The organism is Microbacterium pullorum (genome assembly GCF_014836535.1).
Classification (GTDB): Bacteria; Actinomycetota; Actinomycetes; order Actinomycetales; family Microbacteriaceae; genus Microbacterium; species Microbacterium pullorum.
Genome location: NZ_JACSQP010000001.1, coordinates 146,933 through 166,313 on the forward strand (window position 1 = coordinate 146,933; position 19,381 = coordinate 166,313).

Consider the following 19,381-nt stretch of genomic DNA (forward strand, 5'->3'; position numbering starts at 1 on the left):
GGCAGCTCCGCTCTTGTACACGATGTACTGCAATCGCATCGAAATATACAACCGGGCGAGTGACCTGTGGGGTCCCGACTCCTACGCTCGCCGACATGACCCTCACCGCCGCCCCCACGACGCCGCACGGCGGACCCGGCCTGCCACAAGTGCGCCGCCTCGCCACCGCCATCCCCGGACCTCGCTCCGCCGAGATTTTGCAGCGCAAGGCGGCCGCGGTGCCGGCGGGGGTCGGTCACACCGTGCCGATCGCTGCGGTCGCCGCCGGCGGCGGTGTGGTCGTCGACGCCGACGGCAACTCGCTCATCGACCTGGGCTCGGGCATCGCCGTGACCACCGTGGGCTCCGCCCACCCGAAAGTCGTCGAGGCGATCGCCGCACAGGCCGCCCAGTTCACCCACACCTGCTTCATGATCTCGCCGTACGAGTCGTACATCGCCGTCGCCGAGGTGCTCAACCGGCTCACCCCCGGCGACCACGAGAAGAAGACCGCGCTGTTCAACTCCGGTGCCGAAGCCGTCGAGAACGCCGTGAAGATCGCCCGCAAGCACACCGGACGCCCCGCCGTCGTCGCCTTCGACCACGGCTACCACGGCCGCACCAACCTCACCATGGCGCTCACGGCGAAATCGATGCCCTACAAGAGCGGTTTCGGCCCCTTCGCCCCCGAGATCTACCGCGCGCCGGCGTCGTACCCCCTGCGCGACGGGCTCACCGGGCCCGAAGCCGCCGCCCGCACCCTCTCGCTGATCGAGAAGCAGATCGGCGCCGAGAACCTCGCCGCCGTGGTCATCGAGCCCATTCAGGGCGAGGGCGGGTTCATCGTGCCGGCCGACGGGTTCCTGCCCGCCGTCGCCGACTGGTGCCGCGACAACGACGTGGTGTTCATCGCCGACGAGGTGCAGTCGGGCTTCGCCCGCACCGGTGCGATGTTCGCCAGCGAGCTGTTCGGCATCGTCCCTGATCTGGTCACGACGGCGAAGGGGATTGCGGGGGGCATGCCCCTCGCCGCCGTGACCGGGCGGGCGGACATCATGGATGCCGCTCACGCGGGGGGCCTGGGCGGCACCTACGGCGGCAACCCGGTGGCCTGCGCCGCCGCGCTCGCCGCGCTCGACGCCTTCGAGAACGACGGACTCATCGAGCGGGCCCAGCAGATCGAGCGCGTGCTCGTCGACCGCCTCGGCGCACTCGCCGCCGCCGACGACCGCATCGGGGAGGTACGCGGGCGCGGCGCCATGATGGCCGTCGAGTTCGTCGACCCGGCCGCCGGCGCCCCCGACGCAGCCCTCACCGGAGCCGTCGCGAAGGCCTGCCTCGCGGACGGCGTGATCGTGCTCACCTGCGGCACGTACGGCAACGTCATCCGATTCCTGCCGCCGCTGTCGATTCCCGACGCCCTGCTCCACGAGGGCATCGACGTCGTGGCATCCGCCCTCGCCGCACGCTGACCGGGCCGCAGCGTTCGCGACCACCGCCACCCGAACCCGTCACCGAACCCGCCCACGACCGAGGAGTGCACATGAGTGAGATCACGAGAGACGTCGTGATCGTGGGGGCGGGGGCCGCCGGCCTCACCGCAGCCCACGAACTGCAGAAGGCCGGCCTCTCGGTCGCGGTGCTGGAGGCGCGCGACCGCGTGGGCGGGCGACTGTGGACCGACACGATCGACGGCGCGATGCTCGAGATCGGCGGGCAGTGGGTCTCTCCCGACCAGGAAGCCCTCATCGACACCGTCGCGGAGCTGGGGCTCGAGACCTTCAGCCGCTACCGCACCGGGGACAGCGTCTACGTCGGGCCGGACGGCACAGTCTCGCGCTTCACCGGCGATGTCTTCCCGGTGGCGCCGGAGACCGAACGGACGATCGCCGAGATCACCGAGCGGCTCGACGCGATGGTCGCCGAGATCGACCCCGACCGCCCGTACGCCCATCCGCGGGCCGAGGAGTGGGACACGATCTCGTGGGACGCCTGGCTGCGCGCCCAGACCGACGACGACGAGGCGGTGCGCAACCTCGCCTTCGCCACCGGCTCGGCGATGCTCACCAAGCCCACGCACGCGTTCTCGCTGCTGCAGTCGCTGCTCATGGCCGCCAGTGCCGGGAGCTACTCGAACCTCGTCGACGCCGACTTCATCCTCGACAAGCGGGTCGTGGGCGGGTTGCAGCAGGTGCCGCTGCTGTTGGCCGAACGACTGGGTGAAGATGTGTTCCTCGGCCAGCCGGTGCGGACGCTGGAGTGGTCGGATGCCGGGGTGATCGCCCGCACCGACGGCATGACCGTGCGGGCGCGCTCGGCGATCCTGGCGCTCGCGCCGGTGCTCTACACCCGCATCTCGTTCGTGCCGGCGCTCCCGCGCCTGCAGCAGCAGATGCACCAGCACCTGTCGATGGGGTTCGTGATCAAGGTGCACGCCGTCTACGACCGGCCGTTCTGGCGCGAGCAGGGGCTGTCGGGCACGGCATTCAGCCCCTACGAGCTCTCGCACGAGGCGTACGACAACACCAACCACGGCGATGAGCGCGGGACGCTGGTGGGTTTCGTCTCCGATCGCAACGCCGACGACGTCTTCCGTCTCAGCGCCGAGGAGCGCAAGGAACGCATCCTCGAGTCGCTGTCGCATTACTACGGGCCTGAGGCGAAGAACCCGGTCGTCTACTACGAGAGCGACTGGGGGAGCGAGGAGTGGACCCGCGGCGCGTACGCCGCGAGCTTCGACCTCGGCGGGCTGCACCGCTACGGCGGTGACCTGCGCACACCCGTGGGACCCATCCGCTTCGCGTGCAGCGACCTGGCCGGGGCCGGGTACCAGCACGTCGACGGCGCGATCCGCATGGGGCGGCTCGTCGCGCACGACATCATCGAGGGGAATCGCACATGACCGCACGCATCGTCGTCGGCTACACCGCCACGAAAGCCGGCCGCGACGCGGTGGCTTTCGCGTCGCGGCTGGCTGTGGCATCCGGCGCCGAAATCGACATCGTGCTGGTGCTGCCGGCCGAGGGGCGCAGCGTCATCACCCCGCCGGATGCCGGTTACGACCGGTACCTGCGCGACCAGGCCGACGCGTGGCTGGCCGAGGCGGCGGCGCACGTGCCCGAGCAGGTCGCGCACCGCGAGCACGCCCGCTACGCCGACTCGTTCGCCGAGGGACTCATCGACATCGCCGGGGAGCTGGGCGGCGGACTCATCGTCGTGGGCGCCGCCGACGGCAGCTCACGCGGCCGCCACCGGCTGGGGTCCACGACCAGCGAGCTGCTGCACTCCTCGGATGTGCCGGTCGTGCTCGTGCCGCGCGGCGCCCGCAAGGTCGCGCCGGAGGCGGGCATCAGCCGGCTGACGGTGGCCGTGGGGATGCGGCCCGGCGCCGAGGCGCTGCTGGACGAAGCGGTGGCGCTGTCCATCGCCACCGGCGCCCCGCTGCGGCTGCTCTCGCTCGTGACCGTCGACCTGCCGGCATCGGTCGACACCGGGGTCATCCGCATCGCCGGCGCCGCCCACGCCGACGACGTGCTCGCCGCGACCCGGCGATCGCTGCCGGCCGGAGTGGAGGCCGAAGCCGTCACCGCGCGGGGCGCCTCGATCGAAGAGGCCGTGACCCACCTCGACTGGCAGCCGGGCGAAGTGATCCTGGTCGGCTCCAGCCGTCTGGCCCAGCCTCGCCGGCTGTTCCTCGGCTCCACCGCAGCGAAGATGCTGCACGAAATCCCGGTGCCGATGGTCGTCGTACCCCGCACCCGCACCCGAGAAGAGGCAGGCCGATGAGCCAGCACGCGAACACGGTGAGCGGCGACGACGCCGTCACCGGGGGAATCACGAAGAAAGGGCTGAGTGCCGGCACCGTCGGCCTCATCGGAGCCGTGGTGATCGGCATCTCGTGCATCGCCCCCGCCTACACCCTGACCGCGGCCCTCGGCCCGACGGTCTCCGAAGTCGGCTTCCAGGTGCCGGCGATCATCCTGGTCGGGTTCATCCCGATGCTGCTGGTCGCGTTCGGCTACCGCGAGCTCAACAAGGCCATGCCCGATTCGGGCACGTCGTTCACGTGGGCGGCGCGCGCCTTCGGCCCGTGGGTGGGCTGGATGGCCGGATGGGGGCTGATCGCGGCGACGATCCTGGTGCTGTCGAACCTCGCCGGCATCGCGGTGGACTTCTTGTTCCTGCTCATCGACCAGATCGCCGGCAGCCCCGGCACGATCGCCGCGCTCGCCGCCGAACCCGCCATCAACGTCACGGTGTGTCTGCTGTTCATGCTGGGGGCGACCTTCGTCTCGTACCGTGACATGCAGACGACGCAGAAGCTGCAGTACGTGCTGGTGACGTTCCAGGTGCTCGTGCTGCTGGTGTTCTCCATCGCCGCGTTCGTGCACGTGGCCGGGGGCACCGCGTTCGACGCCAGCCCCATCGAGCTGTCGTGGTTCAACCCGTTCGCCGTCGGTTCGGTCGCCGCGGTCGTCGCCGGCCTGTCGCTGTCGATCTTCATCTTCTGGGGCTGGGACGTCACCCTGACCATGAACGAGGAGACCAAGGACCCCGAGCGCACCCCCGGCCGCGCGGCGACGCTGACGGTGGTCACGATCGTCGTGCTGTACCTGCTGATCGCGCTCGCCCTGCTGTCGTTCGCCGGCACCGGCGACGGCGACCTGGGGCTCGGCAACCCCGACATCCAGGACAACGTCTTCTTCTTCCTGTCCGGCCCGATCCTGGGGCCGCTGGCGTTCCTCGTGTCGCTCGCGGTGCTCACCAGCTCTGCCTCGTCGCTGCAGTCCACGTTCGTGGGCCCCGCCCGCACACTGCTGGCGATGGGGCACTACGGCGCGCTGCCGCGTCGGTTCGCCACCGTGAGCCCACGGTTCTTCACGCCGGGCTTCGCCACCGTGGTCGCCGCCGTCGTGGCATCCGGGTTCTACGCCGTCATGCGCTTCGTCAGCGAGAACGTGCTGTGGGACACCATCACCGCGCTCGGCATGATGATCTGCTTCTACTACGGCATCACCGCGTTCGCGTGCGTCTGGTACTTCCGGCGGCAGTGGTTCGACTCGGTGCGCTCGTTCCTCTTCACGATGCTGTTCCCGCTCGTGGGCGGGCTCATCCTCGCGGTGCTGTTCGTCATCACGCTGCGCGACAGCATGGCCCCCGACTACGGCAGCGGATCGAACATCGCCGGTGTCGGACTGGTGTTCATCCTCGGTGTCACCGTCATCCTCCTCGGTGTCGCGATCATGATCTGGCAGGCGATCAAACGCCCCGCCTTCTTCCGCGGCGAGACCCTGTCGATCGACGCGCCGGCGAGCCTGCGCCGCGGGGGGCCCCGCGCCACCACGGGACGTCGCCGATGAGTGCGGCGCGCGAAGCGCAGGTGCTCGCCGAGGTCCCCGCCCAGCTCTACATCGACGGGCAGTGGACGGATGCCACCGGCGGGCGCACCTTCGCGGTGCGCGACCCCGCGACGGGGGAGGTCATCCGTGAGATCGCGGACGCCGCCCCCGAAGACGGCATGCGCGCCCTCGATGCCGCCGTCGCCGCCCAGGAGTCGTGGGCGGCCACCCCGCCGCGCACGCGCAGCGAGATGCTGCGACGCGCCTTCGACCTCGTGCAGGAGCGTCGTGAAGACCTCGCGCTGCTGATGACGCTGGAGATGGGCAAGCCGCTCGCCGAAGCGCGCGGCGAGGTGGGCTACGGCGGAGAGTTCCTGCGGTGGTTCAGTGAGGAGGCGGTGCGCATCGCCGGCCGCTACGGGCTCAACCCCGAGGGCACCGGGCGCATGGTCGTGTCGCAGCGCCCCGTCGGGCCGTCGTTGTTCATCACCCCCTGGAACTTCCCGTTCGCCATGGCGACCCGCAAGATCGCGCCCGCGCTCGCCGCCGGGTGCACGGTCGTGATCAAACCTCCCGAGCTGACACCGTTGACGACGCTGCTGTTCACCCGGCTGCTCACCGAGGCGGGCGTGCCCGCCGGAGTGGTCAACGTCGTCACGACCACCACCTCCGGGGCGGTGTCAGCGCCCCTCATCGCCGATCCACGCCTGCGCAAGCTCTCGTTCACCGGGTCGACCCAGGTGGGTCGCAAGCTCATCGCGCAGGCAGCCGAAGGCGTGCTGCGGGTGTCGATGGAGCTCGGCGGCAACGCGCCGTTCGTCGTCTTCGACGACGCCGACCTCGACAAGGCGGTCGCCGGGGCGATGGCGGCGAAGTTCCGCAACATCGGGCAGGCCTGCACCGCGGCGAACCGCTTCATCGTGCACACCTCGATCGCCGACGAGTTCGCGCGCCGGGTCACCGAACGCGTGAACGCCATGACCATCGGCCGCGGCACCGAGGACGGCGTGGAGATCGGGCCGCTCATCGACGACAAGGCGGTCGCCAAGGCGGCCGAACTCGTCGATGACGCGGTGGCGCGGGGCGCGCAGGTGCTCGCCGGCGGGCACGCGCTCGACGGCCCGGGCACCTTCTTCGAGCCCACCGTCATCGCCGGGGTGCCGGCGGGCAGCGCGATCCTGCGCGAGGAGATCTTCGGCCCCGTGCTCGCCATCGCGACGTTCACCGACGAAGACGAGGCCGTGCGTCTGGCCAACGACACCGAGTACGGCCTCGTGTCCTACGTCTTCACACAGGATCTCGCCCGCGGCCACCGGATGATCGATCGGCTCGACACGGGCATGATGGGCCTCAACGTCGGGGTCGTGTCCAACGCCGCCGCGCCCTTCGGAGGCGTCAAGCAATCGGGCATCGGCCGCGAAGGCGGTGCCGAAGGCATCCACGAATATCTGTCCACCAAGTACACGCTGATCCCCGTCGACTGACGGGGGAACGGAGCACCATGAGCACGTATGCGGTCGTCAACCCCGCCACCGGCGAGACCCTCGCCACCTATCCGACCGCCACCGCCGATGAGGTGGAGGCGGCCCTGACCGCCGCAGCCGCCGTCGCCCACGGCTGGCTGCGGGAGTCGTCGACCGACGAGCGGGCGCGCCTGCTGCGGCGAGTCGCAGAGCTTCACCGCGAACGCCGCGACGATCTCGCCGCCATCATCGTGCGGGAGATGGGAAAGCCTCTGGCCGCCGCGGAGGGCGAGGTCGACTTCGCCGCCGACATCACCGAGTACTACGCCGACCACATCGGCGAGATCACCGGCGACACGCCCGTGGACATCCTGGGGGAGGGGACCGCGGTCATCCGTCGGTCGCCGCTCGGGGTGCTGCTGGGGATCATGCCCTGGAACTTCCCCTACTACCAGGTGGCGCGCTTCGCCGCCCCGAACATCGCGATCGGCAACGCCATCCTGCTCAAGCACGCCTCGCAGTGCCCGCAGTCGGCGCAGGCCATCGAGAAGATCTACGCCGACGCCGGGTTCCCCGCAGGCGTCTACACCGACCTGCGCCTGACCAACGAGCAGGCAGCCGACGTCATCGCCGACCGCCGCGTGCAGGGCGTATCGGTGACAGGCTCCGAGCGCGCGGGTGCGGCCGTGGCCGAGGTGGCCGGACGCAACCTCAAGAAGGCCGTGCTGGAGCTCGGCGGCTCCGACCCGTTCCTGCTGCTGTCCACCGACGACCTCGACCAGGCTGTGCAGGCCGCCGTCGACGCGCGGCTGGACAACGTCGGGCAGTCTTGCAACGGGGCCAAGCGCTTCCTGGTGGTGGACGATCTCTTCGACGCGTTCCTCGAGAAGTTCACCGCCGCGATGGCCGCCGCGACCGTCGGGGACCCGTTCGCCGAGGACACCGTGCTCGGGCCGCTGTCGTCGCTGACCGCCGCTGAGCGCCTCGCCGAGCAGGTCGACCGCGCGGTGGCGCAGGGGGCGACGCTCGTCACCGGGGGTACCCGCGAGGGGGCGTTCTACCCCGGCACCGTGCTCACCGACGTCACGGCGGACATGGATGCGTATCAGGAGGAGTTCTTCGGGCCCGTGGGCGTGGTGTACCGGGTGGCCGACGAAGACGAGGCGGTGCGCATCGCCAACGACACCGGATTCGGGCTCGGATCCTACGTCTTCACCACCGACCCCGAGCAGGCCGAACGTGTCGCCGACCGCATCGAGGCCGGCATGGTCTACGTGAACCTCGTGCTCGCCGATTCGCCCGAACTGCCCTTCGGCGGCGTCAAGCGCAGCGGGACCGGGCGGGAGATGGGACTGCTGGCGGCGGACGAATTCGTCAACAAGAAGCTCATCCGCGTCGCGGCAGCCCAGGGCGAGGGCGCGTAGCCCCTGGCATCCGCGCCCGGTCGGGGCTTTGATGGAGGTATGGACCAGACGCAGGATCCCGTCGCCGTGCTGTCGGACGAGGAGTGCTGGGAGAAGCTGACCCAGCAGCAGCTCGGCCGCATCGTCACGCACGTCAATGCGGTCATGGACATCTTCCCGGTCAACTTCGTCGTCGACGATCACGCCATCGTGTTCCGAACGGCACCGGGCAGCAAGCTGTTCGAACTGACCGTGAACGACGAGGTGCTGTTCCAGGTCGACGACCACACCGACACCGACGCGTGGAGCGTCGTGGTGCGCGGGCGGGCGCGTGTGCTCGACGCGACCGACGAGGTGCGCGCCGCCGACGCGCTGCCGCTGCGACCGTGGGTGCCCACGCTGAAGTACCACTACGTGCGCATCGAACCCACGGCGCTGTCGGGGCGTGCGTTCGTGCGCTCGCCCGAGCCCGACCGATACGGCATCGCCGAATACTGACCCGGCGTCGTGCGCCGCGCCGGGGACGGTGTGATTCGCGGGGGCCTCCGGGCATGCCGTACACTGGAAAGTGCAGTCGAAATCTGCATTCTTTCGCCATGCCCGCGTGACGGGAGTGCAGATTTCACCCAGGGCCTCCGGGCCTTAGGGCGGTAGCTCAATTGGCAGAGCAGCGGTCTCCAAAACCGCAGGTTGCAGGTTCGATTCCTGTCCGCCCTGCGCGTCAGCACACGCTGGCACACCAGGTCACACACAGGTGGGGTTGATGGTCCAGGACGAGCCGAAGGGCGAAGTCGTCGCCTCGAGCGACGCGCCGCGCGAGAAGAAGCCCAACTTCTTCCAGCGCATCGCTATCTTCATCCGTCAGGTCTTCGCAGAACTCCGCAAGGTCGTGACCCCGACCCGCCAGGAGCTGCTGAAGTTCACCGGCGTCGTGCTCGGCTTCGTCGTCGTGATGATGGCGATCGTGTACGGCCTCGACTGGGTGTTCACCTGGGTCGTGCAGATCGTTTTCGGCGTACCGAGCTGAGCCGCTCCCGCTGACGCAATCCGGTGAGCCTTGCTGAGTCGCCGGAACCACGAACGGAAGAGAACCCAAGTGTCTGAAAAGTATGTCGACGACGCCGATTGGGCGACCGCCGCAGAGCAGTCCAGTGAGGACGACGAAGCCCAGGAGGGCAACGTGCTCGCCGCCGAGGAGCGCTCCGTCGAGCCTGCCGAGCACGTGGCCCTGCACATCGTCGACGAGAACGGCGACGATGACGCGGACGCGTCCGACAGCGAGATGGACGACACCGAGATCGACGACCCGGAAGCGGATGCCATCGTGAACGACGCACTCGAGATCGATGAGACCTCCGAGGCCGAGGCTGCCGCCGAGGTGCTGACGGACTCCCTCGCCGAGGAGCAGGCCGAGCGCGTGGCCGACGAGGCCGACGAGGTCACCCCCTACGACGGCCCCGACGTCAACGGCGAGCCGGACGCGCCCGTCGAGAACGACGACTTCCTGAGCGACTTCGCCGCAGCCGCGGGTGTCGTCGCCGAGGCCGAGGGCGACGCCGACGAAGACGCCGAAGAGGACCCGTATGAGGCGTTCCGCGCGGAGCTTCGCAGCCTTCCGGGCAAGTGGTACGTCATCCACTCCTACGCCGGTTTCGAGCGCAAGGTGAAGGCCAACATCGAGCAGCGCAAGTCGACGCTCGAGGTCGAAGAGGACATCTACCAGGTCGAGGTCCCCATGGAGGACGTCGTCGAGATCAAGAACGGTCAGCGCAAGATGGTCACGCGCGTCCGGATCCCCGGCTACGTGCTCGTGCGCATGGAGCTCAACGAAGACACCTGGTCGGTCGTGCGTCACACGCCCGGCGTCACCGGCTTCGTGGGCAACGCCCACAACCCGACGCCGCTGCGCTTCGAAGAGGCCTTCAACATGCTGAAGTCGCTCGTCGAGGTCAAGGAGGTCGCCTCCGTCAAGGGCGGCGCCAAGGGTTCCGCGACGCAGGCCCGCTCCATCCCCGCCGAGGTCGACTTCGAGGTCGGCGAGACGATCACGATCAAGGAGGGCTCGTTCGCGGGTCTTCCCGGTTCGATCAGCGAGATCAAGCCCGAGAGCGGCAAGCTCACCGTGCTCGTCTCCCTGTTCGAGCGCGAGACCCCGGTCGAGCTGTCGTTCGATCAGGTCACCAAGCTCTGACATCTGTCGCGAGAACGCCCCGCTCGGCTCACGCCGGCGGGGCGTTCTGCGTTCGCGCGGCGGTGAGCCGCGCGGGGTCGCGCGGGTCGGCGGGGTCGCGCGGGTCGGTTCGGTCGCCGGGTCGGCGCGGTCGCTGGGTCGGCTCGGTCGCCGGGGTTGCGCGCCACGGCATCCGCTTCGCCACTTCTTCGGAGAAGGCCGGTGCTTCGGGCGCGAAACCCCCACTCGCTCCGAGGAAACGGTGATCACCGAAGAACGGGCGCACCCCGCCGTCGGGCGTGGCGGGGAGCAGCCCTTCGTGTCGGGTAAGATGAGATGGTTTGCGTGTGCGCTCGCGCGCGTGCAGACGAACCGCTGTCCGGAACCGCCGGACGTGCGGGAGATGGGCAGGCCCTTCGCGCAGCGAGGGGCAGGTCCTTCGAGGAGAGGAAAGCAACATGGCACCCAAGAAGAAGGTGACCGGCCTGATCAAGCTCCAGATCAAGGCCGGCGCTGCCAACCCGGCGCCGCCGATCGGCCCCGCGCTCGGTCAGCACGGCGTCAACATCATGGAGTTCTGCAAGGCGTACAACGCCGCGACCGAGTCGCAGCGCGGCAACGTCGTCCCCGTGGAGATCACCGTCTACGAGGACCGCAGCTTCACGTTCATCCTGAAGACGCCCCCGGCCGCTGAGCTGATCAAGAAGGCCGCCGGTGTGGCCAAGGGCTCGCAGACCCCGCACACCACCAAGGTGGGCAAGCTCACCAAGGAGCAGGTGCGTCAGATCGCCGAGACCAAGCAGCCCGACCTGAACGCGAACGACATCGAGGCTGCCTCGAAGATCATCGCCGGCACCGCCCGCTCCATGGGCATCACGGTTGAGGACTGAGGGGGATAACGAACATGGCTAAGTCCAAGGCTTACATCGCAGCGGCCGAGAAGATCGACCCCAACAAGTTCTACAGCTCCACCGAAGCGGTGCAGCTGGCGAAGGAGACGGGCTCGAAGAAGTTCGACTCCACCGTCGAGGTCGCCCTCAAGCTCGCGGTCGACCCCCGCAAGGCAGACCAGATGGTGCGCGGCACCGTCATCCTGCCGCACGGCACCGGTAAGACCGCCCGCGTCATCGTGTTCGCGACCGGCCCGGCCGCTGAGGCGGCCATCGCCGCGGGTGCGGACGAGGTCGGCGGCGCCGAGCTCATCGAGAAGGTCGCCGGCGGCTGGACCAACTTCGACGCCGCGGTGTCGACGCCCGAGCTCATGGGCCAGGTCGGTCGTCTCGGTAAGGTGCTGGGCCCCCGTGGCCTCATGCCGAACCCGAAGACCGGCACCGTGACCCCCAACCCGGCCAAGGCCGTGGAGGAGATCAAGGGCGGAAAGATCGAATTCCGTGTCGACAAGCACGCCAACGTGCACTTCGTCGTCGGCAAGGCCTCGTTCACGGCTGAGCAGCTGGACGAGAACTTCAAGGCCGCGCTCGAAGAGATCGTGCGCCTGAAGCCGTCGAGCGCGAAGGGCCGCTACATCCAGAAGGGTGCGGTGTCGACGACGTTCGGCCCCGGCATCCCCCTGGACGTCAACGTCTTCTGAGCCACCGCGCTCTGAGCTGACGCTCACGATGGGACCTCGCCTCCGGGCGGGGTCCCATCGTCGTTCCCGGCCCGCGCCCGGCGGCCCGGCGGCCCGCCGGCCTGCGCTGTTCCGGTGTCGCTACCGCACAGTCACCGGCCGAGTGACCCACCAAAAGCGACACCCGAGCGGCGCTGTGCTTCCCGCGGCGCGTGTGCGGCGCGGGCGGGTTTGGTTGCGAACGCTTCGCGGGTCAGCGCGGTTCAGGTGTCGCCACCGCACAGTTCGTGGCTGCGGGACCCGCCAGAAGCGACACCCGAGCAGCGCGGGTCGCGGCGGGGCGCGGGGCGCGGCGGGGCGCGGCGGGGCGCGGCGGGGCGCGGGAAGGGGTCAGACGGTGGGGCGCACGTCGAAGCCGACGGCGTGCTGCGGGGAGCGCTCGGTGACGGCGGCGGAGTCGACGACCGATCCCGGCGGGCCCTCGGCCATCCACGCGAGCACCGCATCGACCTCGGCAGCTGTCCCCTCGATCTCCGCCTCCACGGTTCCGTCGCGGCGGTTGCGCACCCACCCCGACGCACCGGCATCCTGAGCCACCATGCGCAGCGTGTAGCGGTAGCCGACACCCTGCACCTCACCGCGGACGATCACGTGCACCCGTCTCATGCCCCCATCGTGCCGCCCCCGAGCGTCGGGCGCGACCGCGTGTCAGGATGCCGTCATGGGAACCATCGACGACTACCTGTCGGGCCTCGCGCCCGCCGACGCCGCCGTGATCGGTCACGTCTACGACGTCGCCCGCGAAGTCGTGCCCGAAGCGGAGCAGGGACGCGGGTACGGGATGCCGGCGCTCACCTACCGGGGCAAGCCGCTGCTGTCGGTCATGCGGGCCAAGACCCACATCGGAATGTACCCGTTCAGTCCTGAGGCGATCGTCTCGGCGGCGGCGCTGCTGGACGGCGTCGACTCGGCGAAGGGGACGATCCGGTTCGCGCCGGAGGCGCCGCTTCACGATGACGCGATCCGCGCGGTCGTCACCGCCCGGCGGGCTCAGATCGAGCGCTGACCTCAGCGCGGCTGCACGAGGGTCACGGCGAGGCCGGCCATGATCACGGCGATGGCGGCGTCGAGCATCCGCCACGCGTGGGGGCTCGCGAGCCACCGCCCGAGACACCGCGACCCGTAGGCGAGGGAGAAGAACCAGACGATGCTGGCCGCCATCGCCCCGGCCGCGAACCACCATCGACCGTCACCGTGCGTGCTCGCGACGCTGCCGACCAGGAACACCGTGTCGAGGTAGACGTGCGGGTTCAGCCAGGTCAGCGCGAGGCAGGTGAGCAGCGCCGCAGTCAGGCCGGCGGCGGTGCGCGTGCGGGGGACGGCAACGGATACCGGCGTGACGCCCGGGGACACGGATGCCGCGTCGCCGGCAGTGGAGTGCGCGGTGACGGCGCCGGCGGATGCCGCCGGGTCGCCGGTACCGGTCGACACCGGTTCGCCGACGGCGGGGGGCGCCGCACCGCCGGTCCGCGCGTCGGTCCGCGCGTCGGCAGTCAACACCGCCCCGCTCGGACGCCACGCGCGGCGCGCGGCCAGCGCGGCGTACCCCAGCAGAAACACCGCGCCCGCCCAACGGACGACGTCGACGAGCCACGGCGCCGCCTGCAGCACGGCGCCCAGACCCGAGACGCCCGCAGCGATCAGCGCGGCATCCGACACGGCGCACACCGTCGCGACCGCGGCGACGTGCTCGAGCCGCACGCCCTGGCGCAGCACGAACAGATTCTGCGCGCCGATCGCGACGATGAGCGACAGCCCGAGCGCGAAGCCGGCGACGACGGAGGAGAGCACGCTTCGACGCTAGGGTGGCGCGGCAGATCAGTACAGCTCAGGATTCTTTCGCACCATTAGCATGGCTTCTGATGCAGATTCCGGTCGATCTCGCCGAGACCCTCGCCATCGTCGTCGACGAGGGGACGCTCGATGCCGCTGCGCGGCGGCTGCACGTGACGCCCTCCGCCGTGAGCCAGCGCATCAAGGCGCTCGAGCAGCACGTCGGCCGGGTGCTTCTGGTGCGCTCGAAGCCCGTGCGCGCGACCGAGGCGGGCCAGGCCGTCGTCCGCCTCGCCCGCCAGCTCGCCCTGCTCGCGCACGACACGGCGCGGGAACTCGGCGGCGAGGACCAGGCAGTGACCTCGGTACCGCTCGCGGTCAACGCCGACTCCCTCGCCACCTGGTTCCTGCCCCCGCTCGCGCGGCTGTCCGAGCGGCATCCGGTCGTGTTCGACCTGCATCGCGATGACCAGGACTTCACCGCCGGGCTGCTCGAGAGCGGCACGGTGATGGCCGCCGTCACGTCGCAGGGCGCGCCCGTCGCGGGATGCACGTCGACCACCCTCGGCACGTTGCGCTATGAACCGGTGGCGACGCCCGCGTTCGTGGCGCGGTGGTTCGCGGCGGGGGTGGATGCCGCCTCCCTCGCCGCCGCGCCGCTCGTGGACTTCGACCGCCGCGACGACATCCAGCGCGCGTGGCTGGCGCGGCAGGGTGTGGACCCCGCCGCACCGCCGCGGCACTACGTGCCGGCATCCCACGACTTCGCCACCGCCGTGCGCCTGGGGCTCGGCTGGGCGATGCTGCCGCGCCTGCAGTCGCAGCAGGCGCTGGATGCCGGCGAGTTGATGCTGCTCGGCGGCGGTGCGGTCGAGGTTCCGCTGCACTGGCAGCAGTGGAACCTGCGCTCCGCCCTGCTGGACGCCGTCGCCGCCGAACTGATCGCCGAGGCGCGGCGCGTGCTCGTGCCGGGCGGCACCGGTGCCGCGCCGCGATGACCTGAGAGGTCAGTCTTCGCTGATGCGCAGCACCGACTTGCCGCGGGTGTGGCCGCGTTCGAGTTCGATGTGGGCGGCGGCGGCATCGTCGAGATCGAAGACCCGGTCGAGGAACACCCGGATCGATCCCGAGTCCAGCAGACGCGCGAGCGTGCTCAGCACGCCGCCGTCGGGGATCACCTTGTACGACGTGGCGCGCACCCCCGCCGCCGCAGCCGCCTCGGCATAGTCCGGCCAGCCACCCGTGGGCACCAGGATGTACAGGCCGCCCGGGCGCAGCACCGACAGCGAGCGGCTGCCGGTGTCGTCGTGCACGTTGCCGACGAGGTCGATGACGACGTCGACCTGGTCGGCGACGTCTTCGAAGCGGGTCGTGGCGTAGTCGATGACCACCGACGCGCCCAGCTCCCGCAGCCACGGCAGGTTGCGCTCGGACCCGGTCGTGATGACGTGGGCGCCGAAGTACGCCGCCAGCTGCACCGCGAAGTGGCCCACGCCGCCGCTGCCGGCGTGGATGAGGATGCGCTGGCCTTCGTGCGCCCGTGCCGTCTCGACGACGAGGCCCCACGCGGTCAGCGCCGCCAGCGGCACCCCCGCCGCCTCCGCGTGCGAGAGCGAGGCGGGCTTGCGGGCGACCGACAGCGACGGCACGACCGCGTACTGGGCGTACGTGCCACCCGAGCGCGGGAACGACGCCATGCCGTAGACCTCGGTGCCGATCGGGAGCGGATGCGACTCGTAGGGTGTCTTCACGACGACGCCGCTGAAGTCGAAGCCGAGCGTGCTCGGATACGACGGGATGCCGGCGGTCGCGCCGGCGCCCGCGCGGGTCTTCGCGTCTATCGGGTTGACCCCGGCCGCCACGACGCGCACGAGCACTTCGCTGAGCACGGGCGTCGGCACCGGCACCTCGGCGACGTGCAGCACATCGGCGGGACCGGGGCCGTCATAGACGACGGCCTTCATGGTGGACGGGGCAGTGGCGACGACGCCGAGCCCGGTTTCGGGGACGACGGTCGATCTCAGCGGCCGGAAACGCATCGGTCGCTCCTTCCGTGCGCCGCGGAGGGGCGGCAGCGCTGCTCGGTATGGCCCGGAATGGGGCTGGGACACCAGTCAACCCGGATTATGTCTCGCCCGTGTTACGCGGGTGAAAAGACTCGCGCCGATCCGCCCGCCGCGCGGCATCCCGGCCGCCGGTGTCCAGTCCCGCCCCGGCACCCCACCCCACCGTGAGACGAATACGGACGGACGAGACCCTGGGTGACACCCGCCGTCTCGTCCGTCGGTATTCGTCTCACGGGGTGGGCGGGGGCGGGGGCGGGGGCGGGGGCGGGGTGCCGGCGGACAGGGCGTGGAGGAGACGCGCGAGGCTGCGGATCTCGTCGACCGACCACTCCTCGAGGGAGGCGGCCAGCGCGTTCTCCTGGGGGGCGCGCGCGGCGTCCAGGCGCTCCAGCCCCTCGGGTGTCGCCGAGAGCAGGCTCGCGCGGCCGTCGGACGGGTCAGGCGTGCGCTGCACGAGGCCGAGCTGCTCGAGCTCGCGCACCGTGCGGCTGAGCTGACCCTTGTCGACCAGCAGGTGTTCGGCCAGTGCCGACTGGGTCACCGACCCCCGGCGCACGATGGTCGTGAACACCTTGTAGGCGCCGGGCAGCATGCCCGGGCTGATGCGATTCGCGTGCTCGGTGACGACACGACGGAACTGCCCGATCAGCTCTCCGAACTCGGCCTCGAGGGCGCGCACCGCTTCGGTGCGGGCAGCTCGAGACTGGTCGTCGCTCATCGTGCTCACTTTAGCGGCGGCGATCACGCACGTCGGCTGCAGCTGCAGCGTCGGCGTCGTCCCCGGCATCGGTTCGGGTGTCCGTGGGCGAGGTGGCTGCGGCATCCCCCACATGCCGGGTCGTGCCCACCGGGGCGACCGACTCCATGCCGACCGGCACCGACACCGTCGCCAGGTCGGCCTCGGCGGCGCGCATGCGCTCGGTCGTGGTCATGCGGTTCAGCGGCTTGTTGGGCAGGAACACGATCGCCACGAGACTGATCACGGCGAAGGGCACCGCGATGAGGAACGAGCGCGAGATGCCGTTGGCGTAGATGTCCTCGAACACGACGCGCAGCGCCGCGGGCATGGCCGCGACCTGGGGGAGGGCGCCGGTCTGCAGCTGTGCGACCCAGGTCGGCGCCTCGTCGCCGAGACTCGCCAGTGCCGCCGTGATGTCGCCGGTGCGCTGGGCGACGAGGTCGGTCACGGTCGCGGCCAGGGCGGCGCCCATCACCGCGACGCCGGCGGTGCCGCCGAGGCTGCGGAAGAAGGTGACCCCCGAGCTCGCGACGCCGATCTGCTCGGGCTTGGCGGTGTTCTGCACCACGAGCACGAGGTTCTGCATCGTCATGCCGACGCCGGCGCCGAGGAGGAACATGTAGATCGAGACGAGCGTGAAGTCGGTGTCGTACTCGACCGTCGCGAGCATGGTGGCGCCGGCGATCAGCATCACCGCGCCCGTCACGAGGAACGCCTTCCATCGTCCGCTCCGGGTGATGAGCGCGCCGACCCCGATCGAGGCGATGAGCTGCCCGGCGATCATCGGGAGGGTCATGAGCCCGGCCTCGGTGGGGGTGGCCCCGCGGGCGAGCTGCATGTACTGGCTGAGGTAGACCGCGGCGCCGAACATCGCGATGCCGGTGGCGATCGACGCGACGACGGCGAGGGTGAACGTGCGGTCGCGGAAGAGCGAGAGCGGCACCAGGGGCTCGGACGAGCGCAGCTCCACGAGCACGAACAGGGCGGAGCCGATGAGTCCGCCGCCGACCATCAGCACCGTCTCGAGGCTCCACCAGGCGAACGTGTCGCCGGCGAGGGAGACCCAGATGAGCAGCAGCGAGACCGAGACCGCCAGCAGGACGATGCCGAGGTAGTCGATCTTCACCTTCTTGGCCGGGCGCGGCGGCACGTGGAGCGTGCGCTGCACGATGATGAGCGCGAGGACGGCGACCGGGAGGGCGACGAAGAAGTTCCAGCGCCAGCCCCAGACGTCGGCGATGACGCCGCCCAGCAGCGGGCCGCCCACGGTGGCGACGGCCATGACCGCGCCGAACAGACCCATGTACCTGCCGCGCTCTCGCGGGCTCAGGATGTCGGCCATGAGCACCTGGCTGAGGGCGGCGAGACCGCCGGCGCCGATGCCCTGCACCGCGCGGAAGGCGATCATCGTCTCGGTGTTCTGCGAGAAGCCGGCGGCCGCGGTGGCGACCACGAAGACCACGATCGCGAGCTGGAACAGCAGTTTGCGGTTGGTGAGGTCGGCGAGCTTGCCCCAGATCGGGGTGGAGATCGCCGTCGTCAGCAGCGTGGCCGTGACGACCCACGTGAACGCCGACTGGTTGCCGCCCAGGTCGTGGATGATGACCGGCAGCGACGTCGAGACGACGGTCGAGGCGAGCATCGACACGAACATGCCGAGGAGCAGCCCGGAGAGGGCCTTGAGCACCTGGCCACGGGTCATCTTCTTCGGCGGGGTGGCGGGCATGTGCGGGGTCGGCACGGGTGGGGCTCCTCGAGGGTCGTGGCGGGGCAACGGCGCGACGACACTGGCGAACGAAAGTTGACGCGAGTCAACGGTTGAGACTTGTCAACAATAGGTCAATCGTTGATGAGCGTCAACCATGTTGTCGCGCGCGCCGGTGGGGCGAGTGCTCGCTCGGCGAGTAAGCCGCGGGCGGGGAGCGAGTAAGCCGCGGGCGGGTCAGTCGGCGAGGGCGAGGGCGCGGAAGGGCTCGCGCGGGGCGACGGGAGATGCGGGTGGCGTGAGGAGGGTGCGGCGCTGCGTGCGGTGGTACAGCTCGTCGATGAGCGCGGTGGCGAGCTTCACGAGCTTGGCGATCTCGTCGTCGTCGCGGTCGACCCAGGCGCAGCGCGGCTCGTCGCCGATGGGCACGAAGTCGACGTGCTGCTCCCAGGTCACGAGCGTCCGCTCGGCGCCGAGCACGTGCTGCTGCCACCACACCTGCCGCATGTAGGTGCGGGGGATCGAGCGCCAGTGCTTGTTGGTGGTCTTGATCTCGGCGAGGATCACGCGCCCGTCGCCGTCGAGCCCGACGCCGTCGGGGGTCGCGAGGTGGCGCTTCTCGACGACGGCGTGGAAGAGCGCCGAGGAGGGTTGGATGCCATGGGTCGCGGCCACCCACGCCGCGATCTCCGGCTCGCGTCGGCGGCCGTGGTCGGTGTAGGCGTTGCCCGAGAACCCGGATCCGCCCAGCTTCGCGTCGGCGGCGCGCGCGATCGACTTCTCGGAGGTGAGTGCGGCGACGTCGGTCGCGGTGATCCCCCGCGAGCGCGCCCGCGTCCACGCCACCCGGTCGCGGGAGTCCGCGACGATCCTGGCAGCGAGTTCGGGTGTCACATCATCGACCCTAACTCGCGGTCCCGACCGTCATTCACCCCGCCACGCGGTGCCACGCCGGCCCCGCCTCCGGCGATTTGGCCGGCGGCGCGGGACGACCTACACTGGTGACAAGCCAAAGACCGTCGGTCATCGGTGTGCGCGCAAGCGCATGACGATCGAAGCTCTGCACAGCAGGGGCCCACGCAGGTGTACAGATCGATTCTCCGGAATCCAGCTC

The 19,381-nt window shown here is 70.4% G+C and carries 19 protein-coding genes and 1 tRNA gene; 14 read left to right on the plus strand and 6 right to left on the minus strand.

Going from position 1 to position 19,381, the window contains the following annotated elements; translation table 11 throughout:
- Positions 1 to 95: 95 nt before the first annotated feature.
- From gabT to rplA, 12 genes are all read left to right on the plus strand, one after another.
- Positions 96 to 1,451 (plus strand): 4-aminobutyrate--2-oxoglutarate transaminase, encoded by a 1,356-nt coding sequence (gene gabT / locus H9651_RS00720; RefSeq protein ID WP_191717188.1) that lies wholly within the window; start codon positions 96 to 98, stop codon positions 1,449 to 1,451.
- Between the two features lie 71 nt (positions 1,452 to 1,522).
- Positions 1,523 to 2,881, plus strand: coding sequence for a flavin monoamine oxidase family protein (locus H9651_RS00725; protein ID WP_191717189.1), 1,359 nt, complete (start codon positions 1,523 to 1,525; stop codon positions 2,879 to 2,881).
- The gene (locus H9651_RS00730) at positions 2,878 to 3,765 is read left to right on the plus strand and encodes a universal stress protein (RefSeq protein WP_191717190.1); all 888 of its coding nucleotides are present in this window, start codon (positions 2,878 to 2,880) and stop codon (positions 3,763 to 3,765) included. The genes H9651_RS00725 and H9651_RS00730 overlap by 4 nt, the downstream gene beginning before the upstream one ends.
- Positions 3,762 to 5,339 (plus strand): APC family permease, encoded by a 1,578-nt coding sequence (locus tag H9651_RS00735; RefSeq protein ID WP_191717191.1) that lies wholly within the window; start codon positions 3,762 to 3,764, stop codon positions 5,337 to 5,339. The genes H9651_RS00730 and H9651_RS00735 overlap by 4 nt, the downstream gene beginning before the upstream one ends.
- Positions 5,336 to 6,802, plus strand: coding sequence for an NAD-dependent succinate-semialdehyde dehydrogenase (locus tag H9651_RS00740; protein ID WP_191717192.1), 1,467 nt, complete (start codon positions 5,336 to 5,338; stop codon positions 6,800 to 6,802). The genes H9651_RS00735 and H9651_RS00740 overlap by 4 nt, the downstream gene beginning before the upstream one ends.
- 17 nt (positions 6,803 to 6,819) lie before the next feature.
- A complete protein-coding gene (locus H9651_RS00745) occupies positions 6,820 to 8,205 on the plus strand; it encodes an NAD-dependent succinate-semialdehyde dehydrogenase (protein ID WP_191717193.1) in 1,386 nt (461 codons plus the stop codon).
- A gap of 39 nt (positions 8,206 to 8,244) precedes the next feature.
- Positions 8,245 to 8,682 carry a pyridoxamine 5'-phosphate oxidase family protein gene (locus H9651_RS00750; protein WP_191717194.1) on the plus strand — a complete coding sequence of 146 codons (438 nt, stop codon included), beginning with the start codon at positions 8,245 to 8,247 and terminating at the stop codon, positions 8,680 to 8,682.
- Between the two features lie 146 nt (positions 8,683 to 8,828).
- Positions 8,829 to 8,901, plus strand: a tRNA-Trp gene (locus H9651_RS00755).
- A 46-nt stretch (positions 8,902 to 8,947) separates the two neighbouring features.
- Entirely contained in the window at positions 8,948 to 9,211 is a 264-nt protein-coding gene (gene secE, locus H9651_RS00760; RefSeq protein WP_191717195.1) for a preprotein translocase subunit SecE, read from the plus strand.
- A gap of 69 nt (positions 9,212 to 9,280) precedes the next feature.
- Complete coding sequence (nusG, locus tag H9651_RS00765; protein ID WP_191717196.1) at positions 9,281 to 10,375, plus strand: transcription termination/antitermination protein NusG; 1,095 nt, start codon at positions 9,281 to 9,283, stop codon at positions 10,373 to 10,375.
- Between the two features lie 437 nt (positions 10,376 to 10,812).
- Positions 10,813 to 11,244: a 50S ribosomal protein L11 gene (gene rplK / locus H9651_RS00770; protein WP_191717197.1), complete on the plus strand. Its 432-nt coding sequence runs from the start codon at positions 10,813 to 10,815 to the stop codon at positions 11,242 to 11,244.
- Positions 11,245 to 11,258: 14 nt separating this feature from the next.
- Entirely contained in the window at positions 11,259 to 11,945 is a 687-nt protein-coding gene (gene rplA / locus H9651_RS00775; protein WP_191717198.1) for a 50S ribosomal protein L1, read from the plus strand.
- Positions 11,946 to 12,314: 369 nt separating this feature from the next.
- Here the strand turns inward: rplA and H9651_RS00780 are convergent, their stop codons facing one another.
- Positions 12,315 to 12,590, minus strand: coding sequence for an acylphosphatase (locus tag H9651_RS00780; RefSeq protein ID WP_191717199.1), 276 nt, complete (start codon positions 12,588 to 12,590; stop codon positions 12,315 to 12,317).
- 55 nt (positions 12,591 to 12,645) lie between these two features.
- On the opposite strand from H9651_RS00780, the gene H9651_RS00785 reads away from it, so the two are divergent.
- Complete coding sequence (locus tag H9651_RS00785; RefSeq protein WP_191717200.1) at positions 12,646 to 12,990, plus strand: iron chaperone; 345 nt, start codon at positions 12,646 to 12,648, stop codon at positions 12,988 to 12,990.
- Between the two features lie 2 nt (positions 12,991 to 12,992).
- Here the strand turns inward: H9651_RS00785 and H9651_RS00790 are convergent, their stop codons facing one another.
- Positions 12,993 to 13,775, minus strand: coding sequence for a LysE/ArgO family amino acid transporter (locus H9651_RS00790; RefSeq protein WP_191717201.1), 783 nt, complete (start codon positions 13,773 to 13,775; stop codon positions 12,993 to 12,995).
- 71 nt (positions 13,776 to 13,846) lie between these two features.
- Between H9651_RS00790 and H9651_RS00795 the strand changes: the two genes are divergently transcribed.
- Entirely contained in the window at positions 13,847 to 14,755 is a 909-nt protein-coding gene (locus H9651_RS00795; RefSeq protein WP_191717202.1) for a LysR family transcriptional regulator ArgP, read from the plus strand.
- A gap of 9 nt (positions 14,756 to 14,764) precedes the next feature.
- Here the strand turns inward: H9651_RS00795 and H9651_RS00800 are convergent, their stop codons facing one another.
- From H9651_RS00800 to H9651_RS00815, 4 genes are all read right to left on the minus strand, one after another.
- Positions 14,765 to 15,796: an NADP-dependent oxidoreductase gene (locus H9651_RS00800; RefSeq protein ID WP_191717203.1), complete on the minus strand. Its 1,032-nt coding sequence runs from the start codon at positions 15,794 to 15,796 to the stop codon at positions 14,765 to 14,767.
- Between the two features lie 256 nt (positions 15,797 to 16,052).
- Positions 16,053 to 16,541: a MarR family winged helix-turn-helix transcriptional regulator gene (locus tag H9651_RS00805; protein ID WP_191717204.1), complete on the minus strand. Its 489-nt coding sequence runs from the start codon at positions 16,539 to 16,541 to the stop codon at positions 16,053 to 16,055.
- Positions 16,542 to 16,551: 10 nt separating this feature from the next.
- Positions 16,552 to 18,288 (minus strand): MDR family MFS transporter, encoded by a 1,737-nt coding sequence (locus tag H9651_RS00810; protein ID WP_449843646.1) that lies wholly within the window; start codon positions 18,286 to 18,288, stop codon positions 16,552 to 16,554.
- 216 nt (positions 18,289 to 18,504) lie between these two features.
- Positions 18,505 to 19,161, minus strand: a complete 657-nt coding sequence (locus H9651_RS00815; protein WP_191717205.1) for a YqaJ viral recombinase family protein — start codon at positions 19,159 to 19,161, stop codon at positions 18,505 to 18,507.
- Positions 19,162 to 19,381: the final 220 nt, after the last annotated feature.

Bases quoted from the DNA above. Each gene is read 5' to 3' on its own strand.
- H9651_RS00730 (WP_191717190.1), top strand. From the start codon at position 2,878: ATGACCGCACGCATCGTCGTCGGCTACACCGCCACGAAAGCCGGCCGC.
- H9651_RS00745 (WP_191717193.1), top strand. From the start codon at position 6,820: ATGAGCACGTATGCGGTCGTCAACCCCGCCACCGGCGAGACCCTCGCC.
- H9651_RS00780 (WP_191717199.1), bottom strand. From the start codon at position 12,590: ATGAGACGGGTGCACGTGATCGTCCGCGGTGAGGTGCAGGGTGTCGGC.
- H9651_RS00805 (WP_191717204.1), bottom strand. From the start codon at position 16,541: ATGAGCGACGACCAGTCTCGAGCTGCCCGCACCGAAGCGGTGCGCGCC.
- rplA (WP_191717198.1), top strand. From the start codon at position 11,259: ATGGCTAAGTCCAAGGCTTACATCGCAGCGGCCGAGAAGATCGACCCC.
- H9651_RS00740 (WP_191717192.1), top strand. From the start codon at position 5,336: ATGAGTGCGGCGCGCGAAGCGCAGGTGCTCGCCGAGGTCCCCGCCCAG.
- H9651_RS00785 (WP_191717200.1), top strand. From the start codon at position 12,646: ATGGGAACCATCGACGACTACCTGTCGGGCCTCGCGCCCGCCGACGCC.
- gabT (WP_191717188.1), top strand. From the start codon at position 96: ATGACCCTCACCGCCGCCCCCACGACGCCGCACGGCGGACCCGGCCTG.
- H9651_RS00735 (WP_191717191.1), top strand. From the start codon at position 3,762: ATGAGCCAGCACGCGAACACGGTGAGCGGCGACGACGCCGTCACCGGG.
- rplK (WP_191717197.1), top strand. From the start codon at position 10,813: ATGGCACCCAAGAAGAAGGTGACCGGCCTGATCAAGCTCCAGATCAAG.
- secE (WP_191717195.1), top strand. From the start codon at position 8,948: ATGGTCCAGGACGAGCCGAAGGGCGAAGTCGTCGCCTCGAGCGACGCG.
- H9651_RS00750 (WP_191717194.1), top strand. From the start codon at position 8,245: ATGGACCAGACGCAGGATCCCGTCGCCGTGCTGTCGGACGAGGAGTGC.
- H9651_RS00725 (WP_191717189.1), top strand. From the start codon at position 1,523: ATGAGTGAGATCACGAGAGACGTCGTGATCGTGGGGGCGGGGGCCGCC.
- H9651_RS00810 (WP_449843646.1), bottom strand. From the start codon at position 18,288: ATGCCCGCCACCCCGCCGAAGAAGATGACCCGTGGCCAGGTGCTCAAG.
- H9651_RS00795 (WP_191717202.1), top strand. From the start codon at position 13,847: ATGCAGATTCCGGTCGATCTCGCCGAGACCCTCGCCATCGTCGTCGAC.
- H9651_RS00800 (WP_191717203.1), bottom strand. From the start codon at position 15,796: ATGCGTTTCCGGCCGCTGAGATCGACCGTCGTCCCCGAAACCGGGCTC.